Source organism: Roseospira marina (assembly GCF_014197855.1).
Taxonomy (GTDB): Bacteria; Pseudomonadota; Alphaproteobacteria; order Rhodospirillales; family Rhodospirillaceae; genus Rhodospira; species Rhodospira marina.
In genome coordinates this window covers 404,118-426,112 of the sequence record NZ_JACIGJ010000003.1, presented here as the reverse complement: position 1 = coordinate 426,112, position 21,995 = coordinate 404,118, and the positions used below count along the sequence as shown (strand labels likewise).

General features: G+C 69.3%; 20 protein-coding genes. 17 read left to right on the top strand and 3 right to left on the bottom strand.

Annotated features, from left to right (window positions below; all coding sequences use genetic code 11):
* Positions 1–11: 11 nt before the first annotated feature.
* Positions 12–1,574: a 1-hydroxycarotenoid 3,4-desaturase CrtD gene (gene crtD, locus GGD82_RS06335; protein ID WP_150062248.1), complete on the bottom strand. Its 1,563-nt coding sequence runs from the start codon at positions 1,572–1,574 to the stop codon at positions 12–14.
* 207 nt (positions 1,575–1,781) lie between these two features.
* Here crtD and GGD82_RS06330 point away from each other — a divergent pair, with 207 nt between their 5' ends.
* From GGD82_RS06330 to cobU, 17 genes are all read left to right on the top strand, one after another.
* A complete protein-coding gene (locus GGD82_RS06330; protein ID WP_150062249.1) occupies positions 1,782–2,651 on the top strand; it encodes a polyprenyl synthetase family protein in 870 nt (289 codons plus the stop codon).
* Positions 2,652–2,784: 133 nt separating this feature from the next.
* Positions 2,785–3,933 carry a methyltransferase gene (locus GGD82_RS06325; RefSeq protein WP_150062250.1) on the top strand — a complete coding sequence of 383 codons (1,149 nt, stop codon included), beginning with the start codon at positions 2,785–2,787 and terminating at the stop codon, positions 3,931–3,933.
* Between the two features lie 114 nt (positions 3,934–4,047).
* The gene (bchC, locus tag GGD82_RS06320; protein ID WP_150062251.1) at positions 4,048–4,992 is read left to right on the top strand and encodes a chlorophyll synthesis pathway protein BchC; all 945 of its coding nucleotides are present in this window, start codon (positions 4,048–4,050) and stop codon (positions 4,990–4,992) included.
* Entirely contained in the window at positions 4,989–5,924 is a 936-nt protein-coding gene (locus GGD82_RS06315) for a chlorophyllide a reductase iron protein subunit X (RefSeq protein WP_150062252.1), read from the top strand. Before bchC ends, GGD82_RS06315 begins: the two co-directional genes overlap by 4 nt.
* 36 nt (positions 5,925–5,960) lie before the next feature.
* On the top strand, positions 5,961–7,508 hold the full coding sequence (gene bchY, locus GGD82_RS06310; protein WP_150062253.1) for a chlorophyllide a reductase subunit Y: 1,548 nt from the start codon (positions 5,961–5,963) through the stop codon (positions 7,506–7,508).
* Positions 7,508–8,965: a chlorophyllide a reductase subunit Z gene (gene bchZ, locus GGD82_RS06305; RefSeq protein WP_150062254.1), complete on the top strand. Its 1,458-nt coding sequence runs from the start codon at positions 7,508–7,510 to the stop codon at positions 8,963–8,965. The genes bchY and bchZ overlap by 1 nt, the downstream gene beginning before the upstream one ends.
* A 203-nt stretch (positions 8,966–9,168) precedes the next feature.
* Entirely contained in the window at positions 9,169–9,375 is a 207-nt protein-coding gene (gene pufB, locus GGD82_RS06300; RefSeq protein ID WP_150062255.1) for a light-harvesting antenna LH1, beta subunit, read from the top strand.
* Positions 9,376–9,386: 11 nt separating this feature from the next.
* Positions 9,387–9,554: a light-harvesting antenna LH1, alpha subunit gene (gene pufA / locus GGD82_RS06295; protein WP_150062256.1), complete on the top strand. Its 168-nt coding sequence runs from the start codon at positions 9,387–9,389 to the stop codon at positions 9,552–9,554.
* Positions 9,555–9,692: 138 nt separating this feature from the next.
* Entirely contained in the window at positions 9,693–10,517 is an 825-nt protein-coding gene (gene pufL, locus GGD82_RS06290) for a photosynthetic reaction center subunit L (RefSeq protein WP_150062257.1), read from the top strand.
* A gap of 18 nt (positions 10,518–10,535) precedes the next feature.
* On the top strand, positions 10,536–11,513 hold the full coding sequence (gene pufM, locus GGD82_RS06285; RefSeq protein WP_150062258.1) for a photosynthetic reaction center subunit M: 978 nt from the start codon (positions 10,536–10,538) through the stop codon (positions 11,511–11,513).
* Entirely contained in the window at positions 11,513–13,516 is a 2,004-nt protein-coding gene (pufC, locus tag GGD82_RS06280) for a photosynthetic reaction center cytochrome PufC (RefSeq protein WP_150062259.1), read from the top strand. The genes pufM and pufC overlap by 1 nt, the downstream gene beginning before the upstream one ends.
* A gap of 732 nt (positions 13,517–14,248) precedes the next feature.
* Positions 14,249–15,523 (top strand): 4Fe-4S dicluster domain-containing protein, encoded by a 1,275-nt coding sequence (locus GGD82_RS06275; RefSeq protein ID WP_150062260.1) that lies wholly within the window; start codon positions 14,249–14,251, stop codon positions 15,521–15,523.
* A gap of 32 nt (positions 15,524–15,555) precedes the next feature.
* The gene (locus tag GGD82_RS06270) at positions 15,556–16,041 is read left to right on the top strand and encodes a cyclic nucleotide-binding domain-containing protein (protein WP_150062261.1); all 486 of its coding nucleotides are present in this window, start codon (positions 15,556–15,558) and stop codon (positions 16,039–16,041) included.
* 47 nt (positions 16,042–16,088) lie between these two features.
* On the top strand, positions 16,089–16,994 hold the full coding sequence (locus tag GGD82_RS06265) for an FAD/NAD(P)-binding protein (protein WP_150062262.1): 906 nt from the start codon (positions 16,089–16,091) through the stop codon (positions 16,992–16,994).
* Between the two features lie 15 nt (positions 16,995–17,009).
* A complete protein-coding gene (locus GGD82_RS06260; protein ID WP_150062263.1) occupies positions 17,010–17,810 on the top strand; it encodes an NADH-quinone oxidoreductase subunit B family protein in 801 nt (266 codons plus the stop codon).
* On the top strand, positions 17,803–19,107 hold the full coding sequence (locus tag GGD82_RS06255; RefSeq protein WP_150062264.1) for a Ni/Fe hydrogenase subunit alpha: 1,305 nt from the start codon (positions 17,803–17,805) through the stop codon (positions 19,105–19,107). The genes GGD82_RS06260 and GGD82_RS06255 overlap by 8 nt, the downstream gene beginning before the upstream one ends.
* Complete coding sequence (gene cobU / locus GGD82_RS06250; RefSeq protein WP_246163854.1) at positions 19,104–19,664, top strand: bifunctional adenosylcobinamide kinase/adenosylcobinamide-phosphate guanylyltransferase; 561 nt, start codon at positions 19,104–19,106, stop codon at positions 19,662–19,664. Before GGD82_RS06255 ends, cobU begins: the two co-directional genes overlap by 4 nt.
* 214 nt (positions 19,665–19,878) lie before the next feature.
* Here cobU and GGD82_RS06245 read toward each other — a convergent pair whose 3' ends face one another.
* Together GGD82_RS06245 and GGD82_RS06240 are read right to left on the bottom strand one after the other, a co-directional pair.
* Positions 19,879–20,361 carry a GNAT family N-acetyltransferase gene (locus GGD82_RS06245; protein ID WP_150062266.1) on the bottom strand — a complete coding sequence of 161 codons (483 nt, stop codon included), beginning with the start codon at positions 20,359–20,361 and terminating at the stop codon, positions 19,879–19,881.
* Between the two features lie 64 nt (positions 20,362–20,425).
* Positions 20,426–21,973 (bottom strand): Ppx/GppA phosphatase family protein, encoded by a 1,548-nt coding sequence (locus GGD82_RS06240; protein ID WP_246163856.1) that lies wholly within the window; start codon positions 21,971–21,973, stop codon positions 20,426–20,428.
* Between the last annotated feature and the right edge of the window lie 22 nt (positions 21,974–21,995).

The window sequence follows — 21,995 nt, the reverse complement described above, 5'->3', positions numbered from 1 at the left end:
GCCGTCGTGGCTCAGCCCGTCGAGGTACCACCACGCGTAGCCGCCCGGCGGGACCGGCTGGTCGAAGTGAGGTCCTTCAGCACGCTCATGGCGGCCTGCCGGCCCGACAGGGCGGCCATCGGCACTCCCGGTCCCGGATGGACGCTGCCGCCCGCGAGGTAGAGGCCGGGCAGACGTGTCTGCGCGCCCGGCCGGCTGAACGAGGCTTGCCAGCCATGCGAGGCCCGTCCGTACAGCCCCCCGCCGGTGCCCGGGAACAGGCGCGCGAAGTCCCGCGGCGTCGTGACGGTGGTGTTGGCGGGATCCGCGGTCACACGCAGGCCACACCGCGTCAGCAGGGCGAAGGTACGGTCCTGACATGCCTGGATCTCCGAAGGGTCGAGCGCGGGCGAGCGGGTATCGCCGTCGGCGGGGGCGTTGACAAGGCACAATAGGCGCTCCGGGCCGTCCGGCGCCGGGGCGTCGGGGTTGGGGTCGTCCAGGCGGTCCTGTGCGCAGATGTAGACGGTGGGATCCGCCGGCAGGCGGCGGCGCTTAAAGATATCGTGAAACTCGCCGGGGTAGTTCTTGCCGAAGAACACCGTGTGGCGGGTCAGCGGGAAGCCGTCCGTTTCGGCGTTCAGGCACCACGTCACGGCGGACAGGGAGCGCGCGGCGGGCGGAAGGACGGGGACGACCGAACGGACCGCGCTGCCCAGCTTACCGAGGGCGAGGGCGTTGACGTCTCCGTTGAACACGACGGCGTCGGCCGTGATGCGCTCGCCATCCTCCAGCCGCACCGCCCGGGCGCGTCCGCCCTCGACGTCGATGGAGGAGACCGCGCGGCCGTACGACAGCGTCGCTCCTTTGCGTTCGGCTAGGCCGGCCAGGGCGCGGGCGAGGGCATGCATGCCGCCGTCGACACTCCACACCCCCTCCAACTCGACATGGGCGACCAACATCAATGTGGCCGGTGCCTGAAACGGCGAGCCGCCGACGTAGGTGGCGTAGCGGCCGAAGAGCTGTTGCAGGCGCGGATCGCGGAAGTGCTTGCCGAGCGCGTCCCACAGGGTGCTGAACGGCTGGATGCGCGACATCTTGCCCACGCCGCCCCGGCGCACCAGACCGGGCATGGAGGTCTGACTGTTGCGGATGAAGGTGTCGCGCAGGGTGAGGTAGATTTGCTCGGCCTCGGCGCGGAAGTCGCGGAACCGCTCCACCTCGGCGCGGCCGGATAGGGCGCCGATGGCGTCCTCGGTCCGGCGAATGTCGGCGAACAGGTCGAAGCGCTCGGTGGCGGCCTTGGGCCCGTCCCAGGCATGCCGGGCCAGCACGTGCAGCGGGCGCAGGGTGACCAGATCGTCCAGGGTGCCGGCGCCGGCGCGGTCAAGCAGCTCGTCGAACACCCAACGCATGGTGAAGACGGTCGGGCCGCCATCCATCCGGGCGGGGCCGGCGGGAACCTCGCGCATCTTGCCGCCGGGCTGGTCGGAGGCCTCCAGAACGGTCACGCGCACGCCTTGCGCGGCGAGGTCAATGGCGGTCGCGAGGCCGCCGATTCCGGCGCCCACGATCACCGCATGCGAGTCGGTCATGGATAAGGAATCCCCCTACCGGCGCGCCCCAGGTCTTTTCGGCGCCGAACAAAACTGGCCGTTGACACTCCCGTGTCGGTGTGTCCACTCTAGATGACACATTGGGGTGACAACAAGTCTTTACACTACCGTCCGCCGGGCGGGGCGCCGGGTCGGTTTGCCCGCGATGCCCGGAAGGGGTCGGACAGTCCTTTGGGAGGCGTCGTCATGGGAGCGATGGACCGTATCGAATCCGCTCTGGAAACCGCGTTGGCCCGGGGGGAGTCGCCCTCGGGACCGCCCCTGCTGATGCAGGCCCTGCGCCACGCCGTGTTCCCGGGCGGGCAGCGGATCCGTCCCAAGCTCTGCCTGTCCGTTGCGATGGCCTGCGGCGACGACATGCCGACGGCGGCCGACTCGGCGGCGGCGGCCATCGAGCTGCTGCATTGCGCCTCGCTCGTGCACGACGACCTGCCGACCTTCGACAACGCCGATACGCGGCGCGGCAAGCCCACCATTCATAAGGCGTTCAACGAGCCGCTGGCCGTGCTGGCCGGCGATGCCATGATCGTCATGGCCTTCCAGGTGCTGGCCAAGGGTGTGGTCGGCGCGCCGGAGCGGCTGGTGCGGCTGATTGAGATCTACAGCGAGGCCGTGGGCTCGCCCAACGGAATCTGCGCCGGTCAGGCGTGGGAGAGCGAGCCGACGATCGATCTGGTGGAATACCAGCGCGCCAAGACCGGTGCCCTGTTCGCCGCCGCCACCGAGGCGGGGGCTGCGGCCGCCGGCTACGACAACGCGCAATGGCGGGTGCTGGGCGAAGCCCTGGGCGAGGGCTACCAGATCGCCGACGACCTGCGTGACATCGCGGCGGATCCCGAGAAGCTGGGCAAGCCGGTCGGCCAGGACGCCGCCAACGGCCGTCCCAATGCCGTGGCCGAACTGGGCGTCGAAGGGGCCGTGGCGCGCCTGAAGCGGCTCATTACGGCGGCGGTCGATTCGATTCCGGAGTGCCCGGGCCGCGATCCGCTGCGCGCCGCGATTCTGGAGGAGACCGGCCGCTTCCTGCCTAAGAACCTCGCGCGACAGGCAGCGTGATGTGATCGGGCGGCCCCGACCGGTGTCCCCGGGATCCCCGGGCGGCCCGCCGGTCGGCGCGGCCGCCTCGGCGTATGCGGCGTCCGGCGCGATCGCGATGCGATCGAAGACCGAGGACCGGCGATCCCACACGATGCGTGACCGTTTGCTTGCGGCCCGGGACTGGTTCTGGCTCCGGCCCTGGTTTCCGCGCCGGGTCGGCCGGCTGCCGGTGATCCGGATCCTGGCGCGTCGCACCGCGCGTCAGTTGTTCGATCTGTGCGCCGGGTTCGTCTACTCGCAGGTCCTTCTGGCCGCCGTACGGCTGCGTCTGTGCGAGACCCTGGCCGACGGGCCGTTGGCAACCGCGCCGCTGGCCGAACGATTGGGGCTGACGGAGGACGCGACCCGACGGCTGCTCGACGCGACCGATGCACTCGGCCTGACCATGCCGCGTTCGCGCGGCCGGCACGGGCTGGATGAGTTGGGCATGGCGCTGCTGGGCAGCCCGGCGGTGGCCTCGCTGATCGAGCATCACGCTCTGCTGTACGCCGACCTGCGGGATCCGGTGGCGCTGCTGAAGGGCGAAGCCGGCGAGACGGAGATGGCGCGCTACTGGGCTTATGCCTGCGCGGCGACTCCGGCGGAGGCCGACGACGCGCAGGTGGCCGGGTACTCCGCGCTGATGGCGGCGACCCAGGGCCTGATCGCAGACGAGATCCTGACCGCCTACCCGCCGAAGGGCGCGGCGCGGTGGTTGGATGTCGGCGGCGGGGAGGGTGCGTTCGCGACCGCCGTGGCCCGTCGGGCGCGCCGGGCGCGGGTGACGGTGTTTGATCTGCCGGCCGTGGCGGCCCGGGCGCGGGTACGTCTGGCGGCCGAGGGGCTGGCGGACCGTGTAACGGCGGTGGGGGGCGATTTCTGTCGCGATCCGCTGCCGGAGGGAGCCGACGTGATCTCGCTGGTGCGGGTGCTGCACGACCACGACGACGACGTGGTCCGGGCGCTCCTGCGGGCGGCGCGCCGGGCCATCGCGCCGAACGGCCGACTCGTGGTTGCGGAGCCGATGGCGGGGACTCGAGGGGCGGAGCCGATCGGCGGTGCCTACTTTGGGTTTTATCTCCTCGCCATGGGCAGCGGACGCGCGCGGACGGTGGAGCGTTTGACGGCGCTTTTGGAGGAGGCCGGGTTCGGGGCGATCGAAACGCCGCGCACCCATCAACCTCTGCTGACACGCCTGATGGTGGCGCGTCCCATAGGGTTTCCGAAGGACGCGCCCGATGTTGTTGCAGATACGACATGACCTTTTGGTCATTTTCATGTAAGTCGTGATTGACAATCTGCTTCGTCAAGCTAGACTGACACTTCTCAACCACCGCTTTGACGAAGCACCGTGGGCCAGTCGCCGCGAGGTTCCATGCAGACCGACGCCATCGTCATCGAGCAACCGGAGCGCCTGTCGCTGACCCGGCTCGACCTTGATCCGCCTGCGGACGAGGACGTGGTGGTTGACGTCGAGTGGAGCGGAATCAGCACCGGCACGGAACGCCTGCTGTGGACGGGGCGCATGCCGCCGTTCCCGGGGATGGGGTATCCGCTGGTCCCTGGCTACGAATCGGTCGGCCGCATTGTGGTGGCCGGCCCGGCGTCCGGGCGCCACGAGGGGGACCGCGTGTTTGTGCCCGGCGCCAAGTGCTACGGCCCTGTTCGGGGGCTGTTCGGCGGGGCCGCCGCGCGGGTCGTGGTGCCCGGCTCGCGCGTTCTGCCGGTGGCGGAGTCGCTGGAAGAGCGCGCCGTGCTCCTGGCCCTGGCCGCGACGGCGCGGCATGCGTTGGTGCCGGTCGAGGGCGCGCCCTTGCCCGAGTTGGTCGTGGGCCATGGGGTCCTGGGCCGGCTGATCGCCCGCCTGACGGTGGCGATGGGTGGCCCGGCGCCGGTGGTGTGGGAGCGTAACCCGGAGCGCGCGTCGGGCGCCCTGGGGTACAGCGTGGTCGATCCGGCCGACGACGACCGGCGCGACTACGGCGTGATGTGCGACGTCAGCGGCGACGGGGCGATCCTCGACTCGCTGATTGGTCGGTTGGCCCCGGGCGGCGAGATCGTCCTGGCCGGGTTCTACGAGGGGTCCCTGGCGTTCGATTTCGTGCCGGCGTTCCTGCGCGAGGTTCGGATGCGGGTGGCGGCGCAGTGGCGCCCCGGGGACCTGGAGGCGGTGTCCGCCTTGATCGATGCGGGTCGTTTGTCCTTGGACGGCCTGATTACCCACCGCGAGACGGTTGATCGGGCCGATCAGGCCTACCGCGCCGCTTTCGGTGATCCGTCGTGCTTGAAGATGATTCTGGATTGGAGAGCCCGCGCATGACCTTCGTGGACACCCAGGGCGCCACGCGACAGACGCAGATCATTGCCGTTTACGGCAAGGGCGGGATCGGCAAGAGCTTCACGCTCGCCAACCTGTCCTACATGATGGCCAGCCAGGGCCGCCGCGTCCTGCTGATCGGCTGTGATCCGAAGAGCGACACGACCTCGCTGCTGTTCGGCGGTCGCGCCACGCCCACCATCATCGAGACCTCCGCCCGCAAGAAGCAGGCCGGCGAGGACGTGGCGATCGGCGACGTCTGCTTCAAGCGCGATGGTGTCTACGCCATGGAGCTGGGCGGACCCGAGGTCGGGCGCGGCTGCGGTGGCCGTGGCATCATCCACGGCTTCGAGATCCTGGAAAAGCTGGGCTTCCACGAGTGGGATTTCGACTACGTCCTGCTCGACTTCCTGGGTGACGTGGTGTGCGGTGGCTTCGGCCTGCCGATCGCCCGCGACATGTGTCAGAAGGTCATCGTCGTCGGCTCCAACGACCTGCAGTCGCTGTACGTCGTCAACAACGTCTGCTCGGCGGTGCAGTACTTCCGCAAGCTGGGCGGCAACGTCGGCGTGGCCGGCATGGTCGTCAACAAGGACGACGACACCGGTGAGGCCCAGGCGTTCGCCGCCGCGGCCGGCATTCCGGTGCTGGCCGCCATCCCGGCCGACGAGGACATTCGCCGCAAGAGCGCGGCCTATCAGATCGTGGGCAAGCCGGACGGCCGGTGGGGGCCGCTGTTTGCCTCCCTCGCCACCAACGTGGCAGAGGCGCCGCCGGTTCTGCCGACCGCGTTGACCCAGGACGAACTGCTGAATCTGTTCAAGAGCGAGGACGTAGGCCGCGACGTGGTCCTCGACCCCGCGACACCCGCCGACATGCGCGGCGGGAAGGTGATCGAGCGCGCGTCGCTCGAAGTTGTCTACGACACCCTGTGAGCCCTGTTGAACCCGGAAAGGCGAGGCGCTGACCCGATGACCGATCTCACTGTCACCCGCGATGACGATCGCGCCGCCGACGCCCCAGAGGGCGTGTGCGTGGCCGATGACTCGTCCGCCGTGGGCGGCCGTGAGGTCGCGGCGGCGCGGCCCGACGCGGACGTGGCGGGATGCCACGCCGGCGCGGACGAAAAGACACGGGCGCTTCAGGACGCCGAGGGCAACCCGGTGCTGCAGGAGCTGGCGGCGACCTATCCGACCGGTCCGCATGATCGGCCGCAGACCATGTGCCCGGCCTTCGGGTCGGTGCGCGTCGGCCTGCGCATGCGCCGCACGGCGACGATCCTCAGCGGCTCGGCCTGTTGTGTGTACGGTCTGAGCTTCACGGGGCATTTCTACGGCGCCCGCCGGCCGCTCGGCTATGTGCCGTTCGACTCCGAGACGCTGGTCACCGGCAAGCTGTTCGAGGACATCAAGCAGGCGGTCGAGGATCTGGCCGATCCGGACAAGCTCGACGCCATCGTGGTCACGAACCTGTGCGTGCCGTCGGCCTCCGGTGTGCCGCTGCGGCTGCTGCCGAAGACCATCAACGGTGTGCGCATAATCGGCATCGACGTCCCGGGCTTCGGGGTGCCGACCCATGCCGAGGCCAAGGACGTGCTGGCCGGCGCGATGCTGGCCTACGCCCGCGCCGAGGCGGAGCAGGGCCCGGTCATGGCGCCGCGCGGCGGTCCGGCGGACCGTCCGACGGTGACCCTGATGGGCGAAATGTTCCCGGCCGATCCGGTGGTTCTGGGTCAGATGCTGGCGCCGCTGGGGCTGGCGGTCGGGCCGGTGGTGCCGACCCGCGAGTGGCGCGAGCTGTATGCCGCGCTCGACTGCGCCGTCGCCGCCGCCATTCATCCGTTCTACACCGCCTGCGTGCGCGAGTTCGAAAAGGCGGGCCGCACCGTGGTGGGCTCTGCGCCGGTGGGCGTCGAAGGCACCGCCGCGTGGCTGGACGCCATTGGCGACGCTTGCGGGATCGCCGCCGCGACCGTGGACGCCGCCAAGGCGACCGTGCTGCCCGCCATTCGGGGCGCGCTCGACGCCACGCCGATCCGCCATCGCGTGGTGGTCTCCGGCTACGAGGGCTCGGAGCTGCTGGTCGCCCGGTTGCTGATCGAAAGCGGCGCCGAGGTGCCCTACGTCGGCACCGCCTGCCCGCGCACGCCCTGGAACCGCGAGGACGAGGCCTGGCTGAAGGCCAAGGGTGTGACCGTCTCGTTCCGCTCGCCGCTGGAGCGCGACATCCAGGCCGTCGACGAGGTGCAGCCGGACGTCGCCATCGGCACCACGCCGGTCGTGCAGCACGCCAAGCAAAAGGCCATCCCGGCCCTCTACTTCACCAATCTGATCTCCGCGCGGCCGCTGATGGGCGCCGCCGGCGCGGGGTCGCTGGCGCAGGTCATCAACGCCGCCGCCGGCAACAAGGACCGCTTCGACACCATGCGCGCCTTCTTCGAGGGCGTGGGCACCGGGGCCTCGGCGGGCATCTGGGACAGAGCGCCGGCATTGGGCGCGGATCGGGGGAGGGGCGTCTGATGTACGTACTCGACCACGACCGTGCCGGCGGCTACTGGGGCGCCGTCTATGCCTTCACCGCCATCCGGGGCCTCCAGGTCATCGTCGATGGCCCGGTGGGCTGCGAGAACCTGCCGGTGACCGCGGTGCTGCATTACACCGACGCCCTGCCGCCGCACGAACTGCCCGTGGTGGTGACCGGCCTGGGCGAGGAAGAGCTGGGCCAGACCGGCACCGAGGCCGCGATGGCGCGGGCGCACGCGTCGCTCGACCCGACGCTGCCGTCTGTCGTCGTGACCGGCTCGATCGCCGAGATGATCGGCGGGGGCGTGACTCCGGAAGGCACCGGCATCCGCCGCTTCCTGCCACGCACCATCGACGAGGACCAGTGGCAGTCCGCCGACCGCGCCTTGACGTGGCTGTGGAAGGAATACGGCCTGACCAAGGGTCGGATGCCGAAGCCGACGCCGCGCGCCGAAGGGGCGAAGCCGCGCGTCAACATCGTCGGCCCGATCCACGGTATGTTCAACACGTGGTCGGATCTGGCCGAGGTGCGCCGCCTGATCGAGGGCATCGGCGCCGAGGTCAACATGGTGTTCCCGCTCGGCAGCCATCTGTCCAAAGTGAGCCGTCTGGTCGATGCCGACGCCAATGTCTGCCTGTACCGCGAACTGGGGCAGGCCCTGTGCGAGGCGTTGGACCGGCCCTGGCTGCACGCGCCGATCGGCCTGCACTCGACCACCCGGTTCCTGCGGGCGCTGGGCGAGGTGCTGGGGCTCGACCCCGAGCCGTTCATCGAGGGTGAGAAGCACACGACCATCAAGCCGGTGTGGGACCTGTGGCGCTCCGTCACCCAGGACTTCTTCGGCACCGCCAGCTTTGGCATCGCGGCGACGGAGACCTACGCCCGCGGCGTGCGGCAGTTCCTGGAGACCGAAATGGGTCTGCCGTGCCAGTTCGCCTTTTCGCGGCGGCCCGGCGTGAAGACCGACAACGCCGCGATCCGGCAGGCGCTGCATGCGAACCCGCCCTTGATCGTGTTCGGCAGTCACAACGAGCGCAGCTACCTGGCCGAGGCCGGGGGGCGGGCGCAGTACATTCCCGCGTCGTTCCCGGGCGCCATCGTGCGCCGGCACACCGGCACGCCGTTCATGGGCTACGCCGGTGCGACCTACCTCGTGCAGGAGGTCTGCAACAGCCTGTTCGACGCTCTGTTTAACATCCTCCCCCTGGGCACCGACCTGGATGCAGTGGACGCGACCCCGTCGCGCCTGCATCGGGAACTGCCCTGGGATACCGACGCCAAGGCGCTGCTGGATGCGGCGGTCGAGGCGCGGCCGGTGCTGGTCCGCATTTCGGCGGCCAAGCGGCTGCGCGACGCCGCCGAACAGGCGGCCCGGCGCGATGGGGAGGAGACCGTGACAAAGGCGCGCGTGGCAGCCGTGCTCGCCGCCTTCGCGGAGGGGCCGGTGTCATGAACGGCACGCATCCCTTCGCATACCCCTCTCTGGCTTCTGGCCGGTGTATCGCAGCGCGCGGACCCGACCGGAAGCAAGAGGCCGCCCGGAAACGTGGTGCGGGCGGTTTGGTCGGCTACGGCGTGGCCCGCCCCAGTGGTGGACGCTGGGCGGACGACCTGTGGCAACGGCCTCAAGTGGCCAACTACCAGGAGGTTTAGGATATGGCTGAGAACGTGAGCCCCTCGGGCATGACTGAAGACGAGGCTCAGGAATTTCACGGCATCTTCCAGCAGACCATGGGCGGCTTTTTCGGCGCCGTCGTGGTCGCGCACATCCTTGCGTGGATGTGGTGCCCGTGGCTGAGCGACGCCGCTTGCAACGCTGATGTTGCCAGCGTCGCTTCGACCGCTCTGACCCTCGTGTCCTAGGAGAGTTTATCATGTGGAAAATCTGGCTGATCTTTGATCCGGCGCGCATCCTTCTGGCCCTGGGTGTGTTCCTGACTGTCCTTGGACTTCTGATCCATTTCATCCTGCTCAGCACGGATCGTCTGAACTGGATGGAAGCTTCGGCCGACGTGGTCCGTAGCCTGCCGCTGATCTCCTAAGGCTGATGGGAGATCGCGGTCTCAGGACCGTGTCTCGTTGGTAGCGGTCGGGTCCCCGGCGCGAGGCCCGGAACCCGCCGCTGCTGATCTTTTCGTGGAGGCGGCCATTCTTAGCCTCCCGGCCGGAGGGTCCCAACAATGGCCATGCTGGATTTCGAGCGAAAATATCGAGTCCGTGGAGGGACGCTGATCGGAGGGGACCTGTTTGACTTCTGGGTGGGGCCGTTTTACGTCGGCTTCTTCGGGGTCACGACGGTGTTCTTTGCCGCTCTCGGTACCCTTCTGATCGTCTTGGGCGCGACCATGGGTCCGTTCACGACGATTTGGAATATCAACATCGCACCCCCTGACCTGAGCTACGGCCTGATGCCGGCCCCGATGGCCGAGGGTGGGTTGTGGCAGGTCATCACCATTTGCGCGATCGGGGCCTTCGTGTCCTGGGCGCTCAGAGAGGTGGAAATCTGCAACAAGCTGGGCATCGGTTATCATGTGCCGATCGCCTTCAGTGTCGCCATCTTTGCCTATGTCACGTTGGTCGTTATTCGTCCGGTGTTGATGGGCGCCTGGGGGCATGGCTTCCCCTATGGCATCCTGAGCCACCTGGATTGGGTATCCAACGTCGGCTACCAGTTCCTGCACTTCCACTATAACCCCGGGCACATGCTGGGCATCACGCTGTTCTTTACAACGTGTCTTGCCCTGGCCATGCACGGTGGCCTGATCCTGTCGGCGGCCAACCCGTCCAAGGGCGACGTTGTGAAGCTTCCGGAGCACGAGAACACGTTCTTCCGGGACTTCGTCGGCTACTCGATCGGCCCGCTCGGTATTCACCGGCTCGGCCTGTTCTTGGCGCTGAACGCGGTGATCTGGAGCTGCGTTTGCATGCTGCTCAGCGGCCCGTGGTGGACCCGCGGATGGCCTGAGTGGTGGCTCTGGTGGCCCAACCTGCCGATCTGGAGCTAGCGCGAGGGGGTCAACACGATGGCTGAGTATCAAAGTATTTTCACGCGCGTACAGGTCCGGGCCCCGGCCCACCTGGGCGTGCCCATCGACGAGGGAGAGCTGGGCCGCATCGGCAAGCCGATCTTCTCGCGCATTGCGGGTTGGTTCGGTGATGCGCAGATCGGTCCGATCTACCTTGGGTTCTACGGCGTGGTCTCCGTGGTGTTCGGGCTTGTCGCCTTCGAGATCATCGGCCTGAACCTGTTCGCCCAGGTCAACTGGAGCCCGATTGAATTCGTGCGTCAGTTGTTCTGGCTGGGTCTGGAACCGCCGGGTCCCGAATACGGCCTGAGCATTCCGCCCATGAATGAAGGCGGCTGGTGGCTGATGGCCGGCTTCTTCCTGACGTGCTCCGTGCTTCTGTGGTTCTGGCGTACCTATCGCCGTGCCAAGGAACTCGGCATGGGCACGCACGTCGCTTGGGCGTGGGCCTCCGCGATCTTCCTGTTCCTCTGCATCGGGTTCATTCGCCCGGTCATGATGGGCGGGTGGAGCGAGTCGGTGCCGTTCGGCATCTTCCCGCACCTGGACTGGACGGCGGCGTTCTCCGTCCGGTACGGCAACCTGTACTACAACCCGTTCCACATGCTCTCGATCGCGTTCCTGTATGGCTCGGCTCTGCTGTTCGCCATGCATGGCGGCACGATCCTGTCGGTGGCCCGCTACGGCGGCGACCGCGAGGTGGAGCAGATTACCCATCGCGGAACGGCCGCCGAGCGCGCGGCTCTCTTCTGGCGCTGGACCATGGGCTTTAACGCCACCATGGAATCGATCCACCGCTGGGCCTGGTGGTTCGCCGTCCTGACACCGATCACCGGTGGCATCGGCATCCTCCTGACCGGTACCGTCGTCGACAACTGGTTCATCTGGGGCGAAAAGCACGGTCTCGTGCCGCCGTATCCCGTGGTGTTCCCGTCGGTCACTGATCCGACCCTGAGCAGCGGAGGGATCCAGTGATGAGCGACTTCAGGAACGAGGCCCACAGGAAGGTCGTCTACAAGCTTGGGTCGGTGCCGCTGGTCGGCATGATCTGGCTCGCGACCTGCCTGATCATCGTCTTTTACATCTTTACCCTGATCCCGCCCAAGACGATCGACCAGATCGGCTACCGCGGCGTGGCGATGGAAAACATCCAGAACGTCCGGACGGTCAAGGCGCGGGATCGCGTCAACGTCGCGCCGGACGAGTGGCCGCCCTTCGAGGAGGAAGGCCCGCTGGCGTCCGAAGTGTACGAGAACGTGCACGCCCTCGGTCACGTCACGCAGGCGAACTTCGACCGGATCATGACCCTGGTCACGGAATGGGTCTCGCCGGACGAAGGCTGTAACTACTGCCACGTGGTTCTGGACGATGGCGGCGTGGACTATGTGTCCGACGAAATCTACACAAAGGTTGTGTCGCGGCGCATGTTCCAGATGACGCAGCACATCAACTCGACGTGGCCGGACCATGTCGCGCCGTCTGGCGTGAACTGCTACACCTGTCATCGTGGCAACCCGGTTCCTCCGGAAATCTGGTTCACCGATCCGCAGCCGGTCGAAGCGGCCCGCGAGGGCGCCGGCAACAACAAGGGTCAGAACACCTTCCGCCGGGACAACGCGTACAGCTCCCTGCCGTACGAGACGTTCTCCGAGTACCTGACCGTCATGGACCAGGGTGTCGGTGATATCCGCATCATCCCGACCACCGCGCTGCCGACGACCGAGGCTCTGGAACCGGACCTCAACGCCGCAGAGCGGACCTATGGTCTGATGATGCACATCTCCGAGGCGCTGGGGACGAACTGCACGTTCTGTCACAACTCCCGTTCGTTCATTTCCTGGGAAATTCCGCAGCGCGTGACCGCGTGGTACGGCATTCGGATGGCGCAGGACCTGAACGAAAACTTCCTGATCCCGCTTCAGCCGGAGTTCCCGGCCGCGCGGCTGGGCCCCCTGGGCGATGCCCCGAAGGCTCATTGCGCGACCTGTCACCAGGCGGTCAACAAGCCGCTGAATGGCGCGGACGTGATCAGTTCCTATCCTGAGCTTGCGGCTCCGGGCGCCGATGTGAATCTGCGTGAGGCGACCTACAAGTTCATGGGCGATACGGCGGCTCCGGCTGAAGAGGCGGCTGCTGAGGACCCGGCTGCTGAGGACCAGGCTGCTGAGGCTGGGGCGGTCGCAGACGAAGCGACAGCGCCGGCTGAGGAAGCCTCGGTTGCAGACGACGCTGCGGCTGCGGCTGGAGCGGCGGCTGCAGCCACTGAAGAGGCGGCTGAGGATGCGTCTGCGGCCACCGAAGAGGCGGCTGGAGCGGCGGCTGCGGCCACCGAAGAGGCGGCTGAGGATGCGTCTGCGGCCACCGAAGAGGCGGCTGAGGACGCGGCCGCAGCCACCGAAGAGGCGGCTGAGGATGCGTCTGCGGCCACCGAAGAGGCGGCTGAGGATGCGGCTGCGGCCACCGAAGAGGCGGCTGAGGATGCGTCTGCGGCCACCGAAGAGGCGGCTGAGGACGCGGCTGCGGCCACCGAAGAGGCGGCTGCGACGGTTGAAGAGGCCGCGGAGAACGAAGCCGCTGCTCCCACCGAGGAGGCTGTTGCTGATGAAGCGCCGGCCGCTGAGGAAGAGCAGAGCCTTGTGGAGACGGGTGTCGAGAACCTGGAGTCGGCCGGGGATCTGGTCGAGCCGGGTGTCGAAAACCTGGAAAAGGCGGGCGACATGGTTGCGGATGAGACCGCTGCGGCTGTCGGCTCCGCTGCCGAAGTGACCGAGGACGCCGCTCAGGCGACCGAGGAAGCGGCTACTGACGTGCAGGAGGCTGTCTCCGAGGAGCCGGCCGCCGAGGACGCGCCGGTTGCTGAGGAGGCTGCGCCCGCCGAGGACGCGGTGACCGAAGAGGCGCCGGCCGTTGAGGAAACCAAGGTTGAGGAGCCCGCCGAGGCGGCGCCCGAGACCGCGGAGACCGCGTCCGCGCAATAGGGTCGCGTGGATGATGTAAGCGGGACCGTACCTATTCCGCGGACCGTATATGAGGTGTCTGTAGCGTAACCGTAGCGTATCTGTAGCGTACCATTGGGAGTCTGGGACCCTCCCGTCACGGCGGGGCCGTTCAGCGGCCCCGCCATGATGGGGCCCACTCCTGACGGATCGCCCGAAGATCGTGGATCGGGCCGTGACCCGCTGCGTCTTTGGCGAACCGTCTGGTCCGAACCGGTCGGTCAGGGACCGGCGGGACGGGCCGAAAACGGCACCAGCGGGGTCGACCCGCCGTCTGTCCGTCTCCCCCGGGGGGCGGTTTTGTTTTTTGGGCGCCGGGCTTCGATCCGGACACCCAACGGCCCCCAGCCTGTGTGCGGCCGATGTTGGCCGCGACCAGCCTTCTCCCCCACCCGGGCCGTTCCGGGGGCGACCGGTAACGGGGCGTCTCGTGGACGGGTCCGGGTCGGGGAGGGGGCTGGCGCCGGCCGGCGTTGCGCGGAGATAGCCCCGGATCGTTGGAACCAGAGCGGTCCGAACGCAGGGGCCTCACGAACGCGCATTCCCTCGAAAGCCCCCAATCAGGTAAACTATACACGTGTGGTTCTGGGACACGTGGGTGTGCGGCCGGCGGCCGGCCCATGGGGTCCTTACGCGCGACCGCGGAGGCTCGGGGGGCGTTGAGGGATGCCTCCGGCGGGGTCTCGGATGCCGTCCGAGCCAAGGGAGGCGGCCATGGGTGCAGGGCAGCCGAACAGTGGAGGATCAGGCGAGCCGGGTCCGGTGCGGCTGCTGGGCGACGGCGTCGCCGCCTTGATGGCGGTGTTGCGCGCCGCGGGCCGCGAAGTGATCGGCCCGACCGTTCGGGATGGCGCCATTGTGCTTCGGCCGCTGAAGCGCCCAGACGATTTGCCACGCGGCTGGCACGACCGGCAAGAGGCCGGGCTCTACCGCTTGGATTGGGAGGACCGGCCGACTCGGTTCGCGCATGCGGCGCCGGCGCAGGGCTGGAAGCGGGTCCTGCATCCGCCGGAGGCCTGCGTCGGAACCGCATATCGCGGGGGCATCGCGTCGTCGGCGGAGGGGGCCGACGCTGGCCCGGACGGCCCGTGTTGGGCGGCTCCTGAGGCGTCGCCACCCCTGCGCGCTTTCTTCGGCGTGCGGCCGTGCGATCTGGCGGCGCTTTCGGTGCTCGATGGCATTCTGGCCAACCCGGCGGCGGGTTATCACGATCCAGCCTATGCACGACGGCGGCGGGATACGCTGGTGGTGGCCGCCGATTGCGCGAGCCCGGCGGCGACCTGTTTCTGTGCGGGGATGGGGACGGGGCCGGGGGTCGGCGACTCCGGGTTCGACGTGGCGCTGACCGAACTCGTCGAAGGCGACGCCGCCGTCTATTTGGCCCGCGCCGGCAGCCCGGCCGGTGCGGCGCTGTTGGAGGCGGTTGAGCACCGACCCGCGTCGGACGCTGAGCGGGCGGCCGCTACCGACCAAACGGTGCGGGCGACGAAGGCCCAGACCCGGGCTCTGCCGGCCGACCCCCGAGCGATCCTGGCCCGTGCGACGGAGCACCGGCATTGGGCCGACGTGGCGGCACGCTGTCTCGCCTGCGGCACCTGCACGCTGGCGTGCCCGACGTGCTTCTGCGCCACGGTCGAGGACGCCACGAGCCTGGACGGGGTGACGGCGGCGCGGACGCGCCGCTGGAGCTCCTGCTTCACGGAAGCCTTTTCCTACATCCACGGCGGCGCGGTGCGCGGGACACGCGGGGCGCGCTATCGCCAGTGGATCACACACAAGCTGTCGGCCTGGTACGATCAGTTCGGCACCAGCGGCTGCGTCGGGTGCGGCCGTTGCGTGACGTGGTGTCCGGTCGGCATCGACATCACCGCCGAGGTGGCCGCCCTGTCGGAGACGCGCCCATCGCACCGGCGGCGCGGTCCGGCGCGCCGCCCCGTGGACGGGAGTGCCACGCCCCGGCGGCGCAAGGACGATCCCCCGGCCCCTTGAACGGGACCGGATAGAGAAGGGAGGCCGTCGCCATGGTGCCCATGCAGGACATGGACGATCTTTTGAACGCACATCCGTTTTTTGCCGGTCTCAGCCCGCGGCTGCTGGAGGAACTGGCCGGCTGCGCCCGCAACGAGCGATTCGATGCCGGCGACTACCTCTTTCAGGAGGGCGGTGTGGCGGACCGCTTCTACATCCTGCGCCACGGCCAGGTGGCGGTGGAGGTGAAGGCGCCCCACGCCGGCGCGGTGGTGCTGGAAACGCTGCACACCGACGACACGCTGGGCTGGTCGTGGTTGGTGCCGCCGCATCATTGGACCTTCGATGCCCGGGCGGTCACTCTGGTGCGCGCGGTCAGCCTGGATGGCGTGTGTCTGCGTGGCAAGATGGAGACCGACCATGAGCTCGGGTTCCATCTGCTGTCGCGCTTCGTGCCGGTGATGGGCGAACGGCTGCGGGCGGCCCGTCTGCAAATGCTGGACCTGTACGCGCCCCCCGGCCTGACGCCGCCCGCCTGACGCGGACCACCGGACACGGCCCGGCCGCGCTGATACGGAGACCCGCGATGGACGCCGCTGCTGCCGCTGCTCTGGCCGATCGCCTGACCGAGACGGCCGCCGCCGCGCGCCTGCCCGCGTCGCTGACCGAAGGGGATCCGTGGCGCCCGCGGCCGTTCCGGATCGACCGCTGGCGGCGCGACTTGTCCGACACCTTTACCGTCGATCTGGTGCCGCTCGACGGGCCGCCGCTGACGTTTGCGCCTGGGCAGTTCAACATGCTGTACGTCCACGGCGCTGGAGAGGTGCCGATCAGCATCAGCGGCGACCCGGACCAGCCGGAGCGGTTGGTGCACACCACGCGCGCGGTCGGGCAGGTCACGAACGCGATGAAGGCGTTGCGAGTCGGCGATACCCTCGGGGTGCGCGGTCCGTTCGGCACCCCCTGGCCGGTGGAGGCGGCGTTCGGCCATGACGTGGTGATCGTGGCCGGCGGCATCGGTTTGGCGCCGCTGCGGCCGCTGATCCATGCCGTGCTGGCCCGCCGGGAGCGGTTCGGGACCGTTGTCCTGTTGTATGGCGCGCGCACGCCGGAGGACATTCTGTATCGCGCGGCCGTTACCGCCTGGCGCGGGCGTTTCGACATGAGCGTGCATGTGACGGTGGACCGGGCGACCGGCCGCTGGTCCGGGCCGATCGGCATGGTCACAAAGCTGATCGCACGGGGTGGGTTCGACGCACGCGACACCATGGCCTACGTCTGCGGGCCGGAGGTCATGATGCGCCACGCCGCGCAGGCCCTGATCGATAAGGGCGTGGCGGCGGAGCGCCTGTTCCTGTCGATGGAGCGCAACATGAAATGCGCCATCGGCCTGTGCGGGCACTGCCAGTGGGGCGCCGATTTCGTGTGCAAGGACGGGCCAGTGTTCCGCTACGACCGCGTGGCCGCGCGTCTGGCGCAGGCCGAGGTCTGAGAGAGGAGGCCCCTGATGGCGACGCCCACTCCCCGCCGGCCCCGTCTCGCGGTCTGGAAGTTCGCGAGCTGCGACGGCTGCCAGCTCTCGCTGCTGGACTGCGAGGACGAGCTGCTGGCGGTCGCGGGCGCGGTCGAGATCGCCTATTTCCTGGAGGCGACCCGCGCCACCGCGCCGGGGCCGTACGATGTCTCGCTGGTCGAGGGCTCCATCACCACGGCGCACGACCTGCGGCGGCTGAAGACCATCCGGCGGCGCTCCAAGGTGCTGGTGACCATCGGCGCCTGCGCCACCAGCGGCGGCATCCAGGCGCTGAAGTCCATGGCGGACGCCGGCGACTATGTGCGGGCGGTGTACGCCCACCCGGCGTTCATCCGGACCCTGGACACCAGCACGCCGATCGCGGACCACGTGCCGGTGGATTACGAACTGCGCGGCTGTCCCATCGACCGGGGCCAACTCCTCCACGTTCTGACGGCGTTGATCCAGGGCCGCCAACCGCGCCTGCCGAACTACGCCGCGTGCGTCGAATGCAAGCGGGCCGGTGTGGTCTGCGTGATGGTGGCCAAGGGCGAGCCTTGCCTGGGGCCGGTGACCCAGGCGGGGTGCGGCGCCCTGTGTCCGCGCGTCGGGCGCGGCTGCTACGGCTGTTTCGGCCCGGCGGAGGGGATGAACACCGCCGCGCTGGCGGCCCACCTGCAGACGTCCCGCGACCACGGCGGGGCGGGTCTGGATAGCGCGGAGACCCGCCACCGCTTTCACCTGTTCAACGCCAACGCCCCGGGCTTCCGGGAGGAGGGGCAGCGCCATGGCTGAGGCCCATGGCACCACGCGCCGCATCGCCGTCGAGAACCTCGCCCGCGTGGAGGGCGAGGGGGCGCTGCGGGTGCGCATCCGCAACGGCGAACTGAAGGACGTGGCGTTCACCATCCACGAACCGCCGCGCTTCTTCGAGGCGCTGCTGCGTGGCCGTCCCTACACCGACGCCCCCGATATCACGGCGCGCATCTGCGGCATTTGCCCGCTGGCATACATGCTCGGGGCCAGTCTGGCGATGGAGGACGCGCTGGGGGTGCCCGTCTCCAATGCCATGCGCGGCCTGCGCCGGCTGATCTACTGTGGCGAATGGATCGAAAGCCATGTGCTGCACATCGCCATGCTGCACGCGCCGGATTTCCTCGGCTATGAGGACTCGATCCGCATGGCCCAGGACCACCCGGACGTCGTGGAGACCGCGCTGCGCCTGAAGACGCTCGGCAACCGGATCGTGGAGGTCATCGGCGGCCGCGCCATCCACCCGGTGAACCTGCGGGTGGGCGGGCTCTACCGGTCGCCCACCCGCGAGGAGATCCTGGCCCTGCGCCCGGAACTGGACTGGGCGCTGGAGGCGGCGCGCGGGCTGGTGGCGTTCACCGCCACGCTGCCCATGCCGTCGGTGGAGCGGGACTATCTGTTCGTGGCGTTGCACACACCCGACCATTACGCGGTCTGCGAGGGCCGGCTGGTGTCCAGTGCCGGCCTGGATGTGCCGGTGTCGGCGTTCCACGATCACTTCACCGAGGATCACCAAAAGAACAGCAATGCCCTGGTCGGGGCGACCCGGGACGGCCAGACCTATCACGTCGGGCCGCTGGCGCGGTACGCGCTGAACTTCGACCAGCTTGCCGACGAGGCCAAGGCGGCGGCGCAGGCGGCCGGATTGCCCCGGGTGGTGCGCAACCCGTTCCAGAGCATTATCGTGCGGGCGGTCGAAACCCTTCAGGCGGTGCTCGACGCCCGCGCGTTGGTCGAGGCCTACGAACCGCCCGACCCGCCGTGCCCCGACATCACGCCCCGCGCCGGCACCGGCCATGGCTGCACGGAGGCGCCGCGCGGCCTGTGCCACCACACCTACACACTGGACGACAGCGGCCACATCACGCACGCCTGCATCGTGCCGCCGACGGCGCAGAACCAGCGCTCCATCGGCGAGGACCTGCGCGACGTCGTCGCCGCCCATCTCGCGGAGCCCGACGAACGCCTCACATGGATCTGCGAACAGGCGATCCGCAACTACGATCCGTGTATATCCTGCGCGACCCATTTCCTCAGACTGGAGGTCGACCGAGGGTGAGTGACCCAACCTGTACCCTGATTCTGGGCGGTGCCCGCTCGGGCAAGAGCCATCACGCCGAAGCCCTGACCCTGGAGGCTGCGCGGGCGCGCGATCAGGTGCCTGTCTATCTGGCGACGTTCCGGCCGTGGGGCCCCCCCGGCGACGACCCGGAGATGGACGACCGCGTGCGCCGGCATCGGGAGCGACGCGGCGATGCCTGGACCACCGAAGAGGTGCCCGTCACCCTGGACGCCGCCCTGCGGGTGCACGCCGCGGAGCCGGTGCTGGTGGACTGCCTGACGCTGTGGCTGACCAACCTGCTGCTCGACGATGCGGACGTGGATACCCGCATCGGCCTGCTGGTCCGCGCGCTGGCGGACCGCAGCGCGCCGGCCGTGCTGGTCGCCAACGAGGTCGGTCTGGGCCTCGTGCCCGAAACGCCCCTGGGCCGCCGGTTCCGCGACGAGGCCGGCCTGTTGAACCAGCGCGTTGCCGCCGTCTGCGACCGGGTGCTGTTCGTCGCCGCCGGCCTGCCGCTGGTGCTCAAGGACGGCGGATCGCCGCCGCCCGCTTAACACCCCTCAGGTTTTCGACATCGTTCTCGGGATCGGCTTCGCGCAGGGTTGCGGGGCCGGGCGGTCGTTGTGCGACCGGTCCGGCGCCTCCCCACCCCTGTGTTGGAAGGATCCCGTTCAGGACCCAAACCCGCACGGAGAGCGACGGCCGCATCGAACGCCCGCAGGGCGTTGAGGGGCGGGATGAAGCCCTGCGCGGGCGGCCCGCCCTCCGTCACGTCTTCAGCGCCCAGTCGTAGACCACCCAATCGGTTTTCATGGCCAGCCGGTCGTACAGCGAGCGCGCGGCGGTGTTGTCCGCCTTGGTGCGCCAGTACAGCTTGGCCCAGCCGGCGTTGCGCGCGATGGCGGCGCAGGCGCTGATGAGGGCGGTGCCGGCGCCGCGCTTGCGCACACCCGAGGCGACGAACAGGTCTTCCAGGTAGCCGACGGACTCGATGGACCAGGTGCCGGGATGTTCCAGCAGCGTGGCGAAACCGACCAGACCCTTGCCCTCCGGCCCCTGGCTGTCCGCGACAATGCAGCGCAGGGTCGGGACATTCGGGTCGAGCAAGCGGCGCCAGGTCTCGGCGGTGACGGCCTCCGGGATCTCCACATTGTAGAACGCGCAATACCCGCCCCACAGCACACGCCAACTCGCTTCGTCGTCGGGGCGGGCGTTGCGGACGGTCAGGGATTGCGCGGTCGGGTCGGGCATATCGGTCCTCGTACGTGGGAGGGAATGGCGGCAGGGCAGGGACGCCGGCGCGCGGCCGACGCCCCTATTCCATCGCAAGACCCGAGTCCATTGCAATGATGGGGGTCAGGTCCAGGGCGCGGCCCAGCTTTTCCATGCGGCGCTGGATGAAGCGGCCGTCGAACAGCGGATTCCCGGCCGGCAGGGTCAGCGTGACGGAGCCGGCGGGGGCCCGCTCCAGGCGGGTTTGCCCCACGACGCCCGGCGCACCACCGCTCAGCGTGTGTGCGAGGCGCAGCGCGGCCCCGATGATTCGGGTACGGCGGGCGCGCGCCGGGTCGTCCAGGAGGGACTCCGCCCGCTGGACCAAGTCGGCGTCCAGGCTTCCGCCGTAGCGATGATAGACCGACAGCGCCAGCGCGGCGCGGTCGCGGTGGTCCAGCCCCATGAAGGGCAGGCGCAGCACACGGTGGAAGGCCTGTTCGGCGCGGTAATCCGGGTGCTCGCTCCAAAAGATGTCGCCGATGATGCACACCGCCAGACGCAAGCGGCGCAACTCCGGCGGTTCGGCGGGGAACAGCGGCGCCATCCAATCCGCCACCTCGTCGCCATGGGCCCGGAACCGGCCGGCCTGTCGCGCCATGACGGTCATGGAGGCCAGCAGCGGGTCCTGCTCCCGCAGGTCGTCGGGCAGCCCGGCCATGAACTGGCCCTCGCGCACCCCGTAGACCGAGAACACGACCCGGCGTGGGCGCACTATCCGCACCAGCCGGTCGAGCGCCACCGCCGCCAGGGGCAGCGCCGCCATGCGCTTCTTGCTCAGGCCCGGGACCTGGGCGAACTCCTTGGGGGGCGTGCCGGCGATCTCATCCAGCATGGCGGCGGCGTCCAGCGTCGGGAGCGTGAAGTTGTCCAGCACCCGCAGCGGATAGCTCATGCGGGCCATGCAGACCCGGGCCAGCGCGCGCCACGCCCCGCCGACGGCGTACAGTGACTGGCCATTGCCCTGCCGCAGCCATGGCGCCTCGGCCAGGGCGTCGTCGAGGATGCGTTCGGCGTCCGCCCGCACCCCGCCGCCGGAGGCCTCCTCCAGCCGCAGCAGGCCGAGCGGGAAGCTGGCGACGTCCGTGAACGTGCGCTCGGCGATGCGGCACAGGTCCAGGCTGCCACCGCCCAGGTCGGCGACCACGCCCTCGGCGCAAGGGACGGCGCATTGCACGCCCAGCGCCGCGCGCCGGGCCTCGTCGGGGCCGTCGAGAACGGTCACGGTGATGCGGTTGGCTTGCTCCAACTCGCGGACGAAGGCGGCGCCGTCGGTGGCGTCGCGCACGGCGGCGGTGGCCAGGACGTGCAGCCGCTCGACGCCCATGGCGACACCGAGGGCGACGAACCGCCCTACGGCGGCCAGCGCCAGGGCCCGGCCTTCCGGATTCAAATGGCCGCTGGCCCCGAGGCCCTGGCCCAGGGCGCAGACGGCCTTTTCATTGAACAGCGGCACCGGGATGCGCGCCCCGCCCCGGTAAACCACCAACCGGACCGAGTTCGAGCCGATGTCGATAATACCGACCGGCGGTGCGTCGATGCGGTTCGGCGGGCGTGACTCGGTGTTCATGGGCGGCTCCGCGTCGTCCATGCCATCTCCCTGTGCCGTGTCC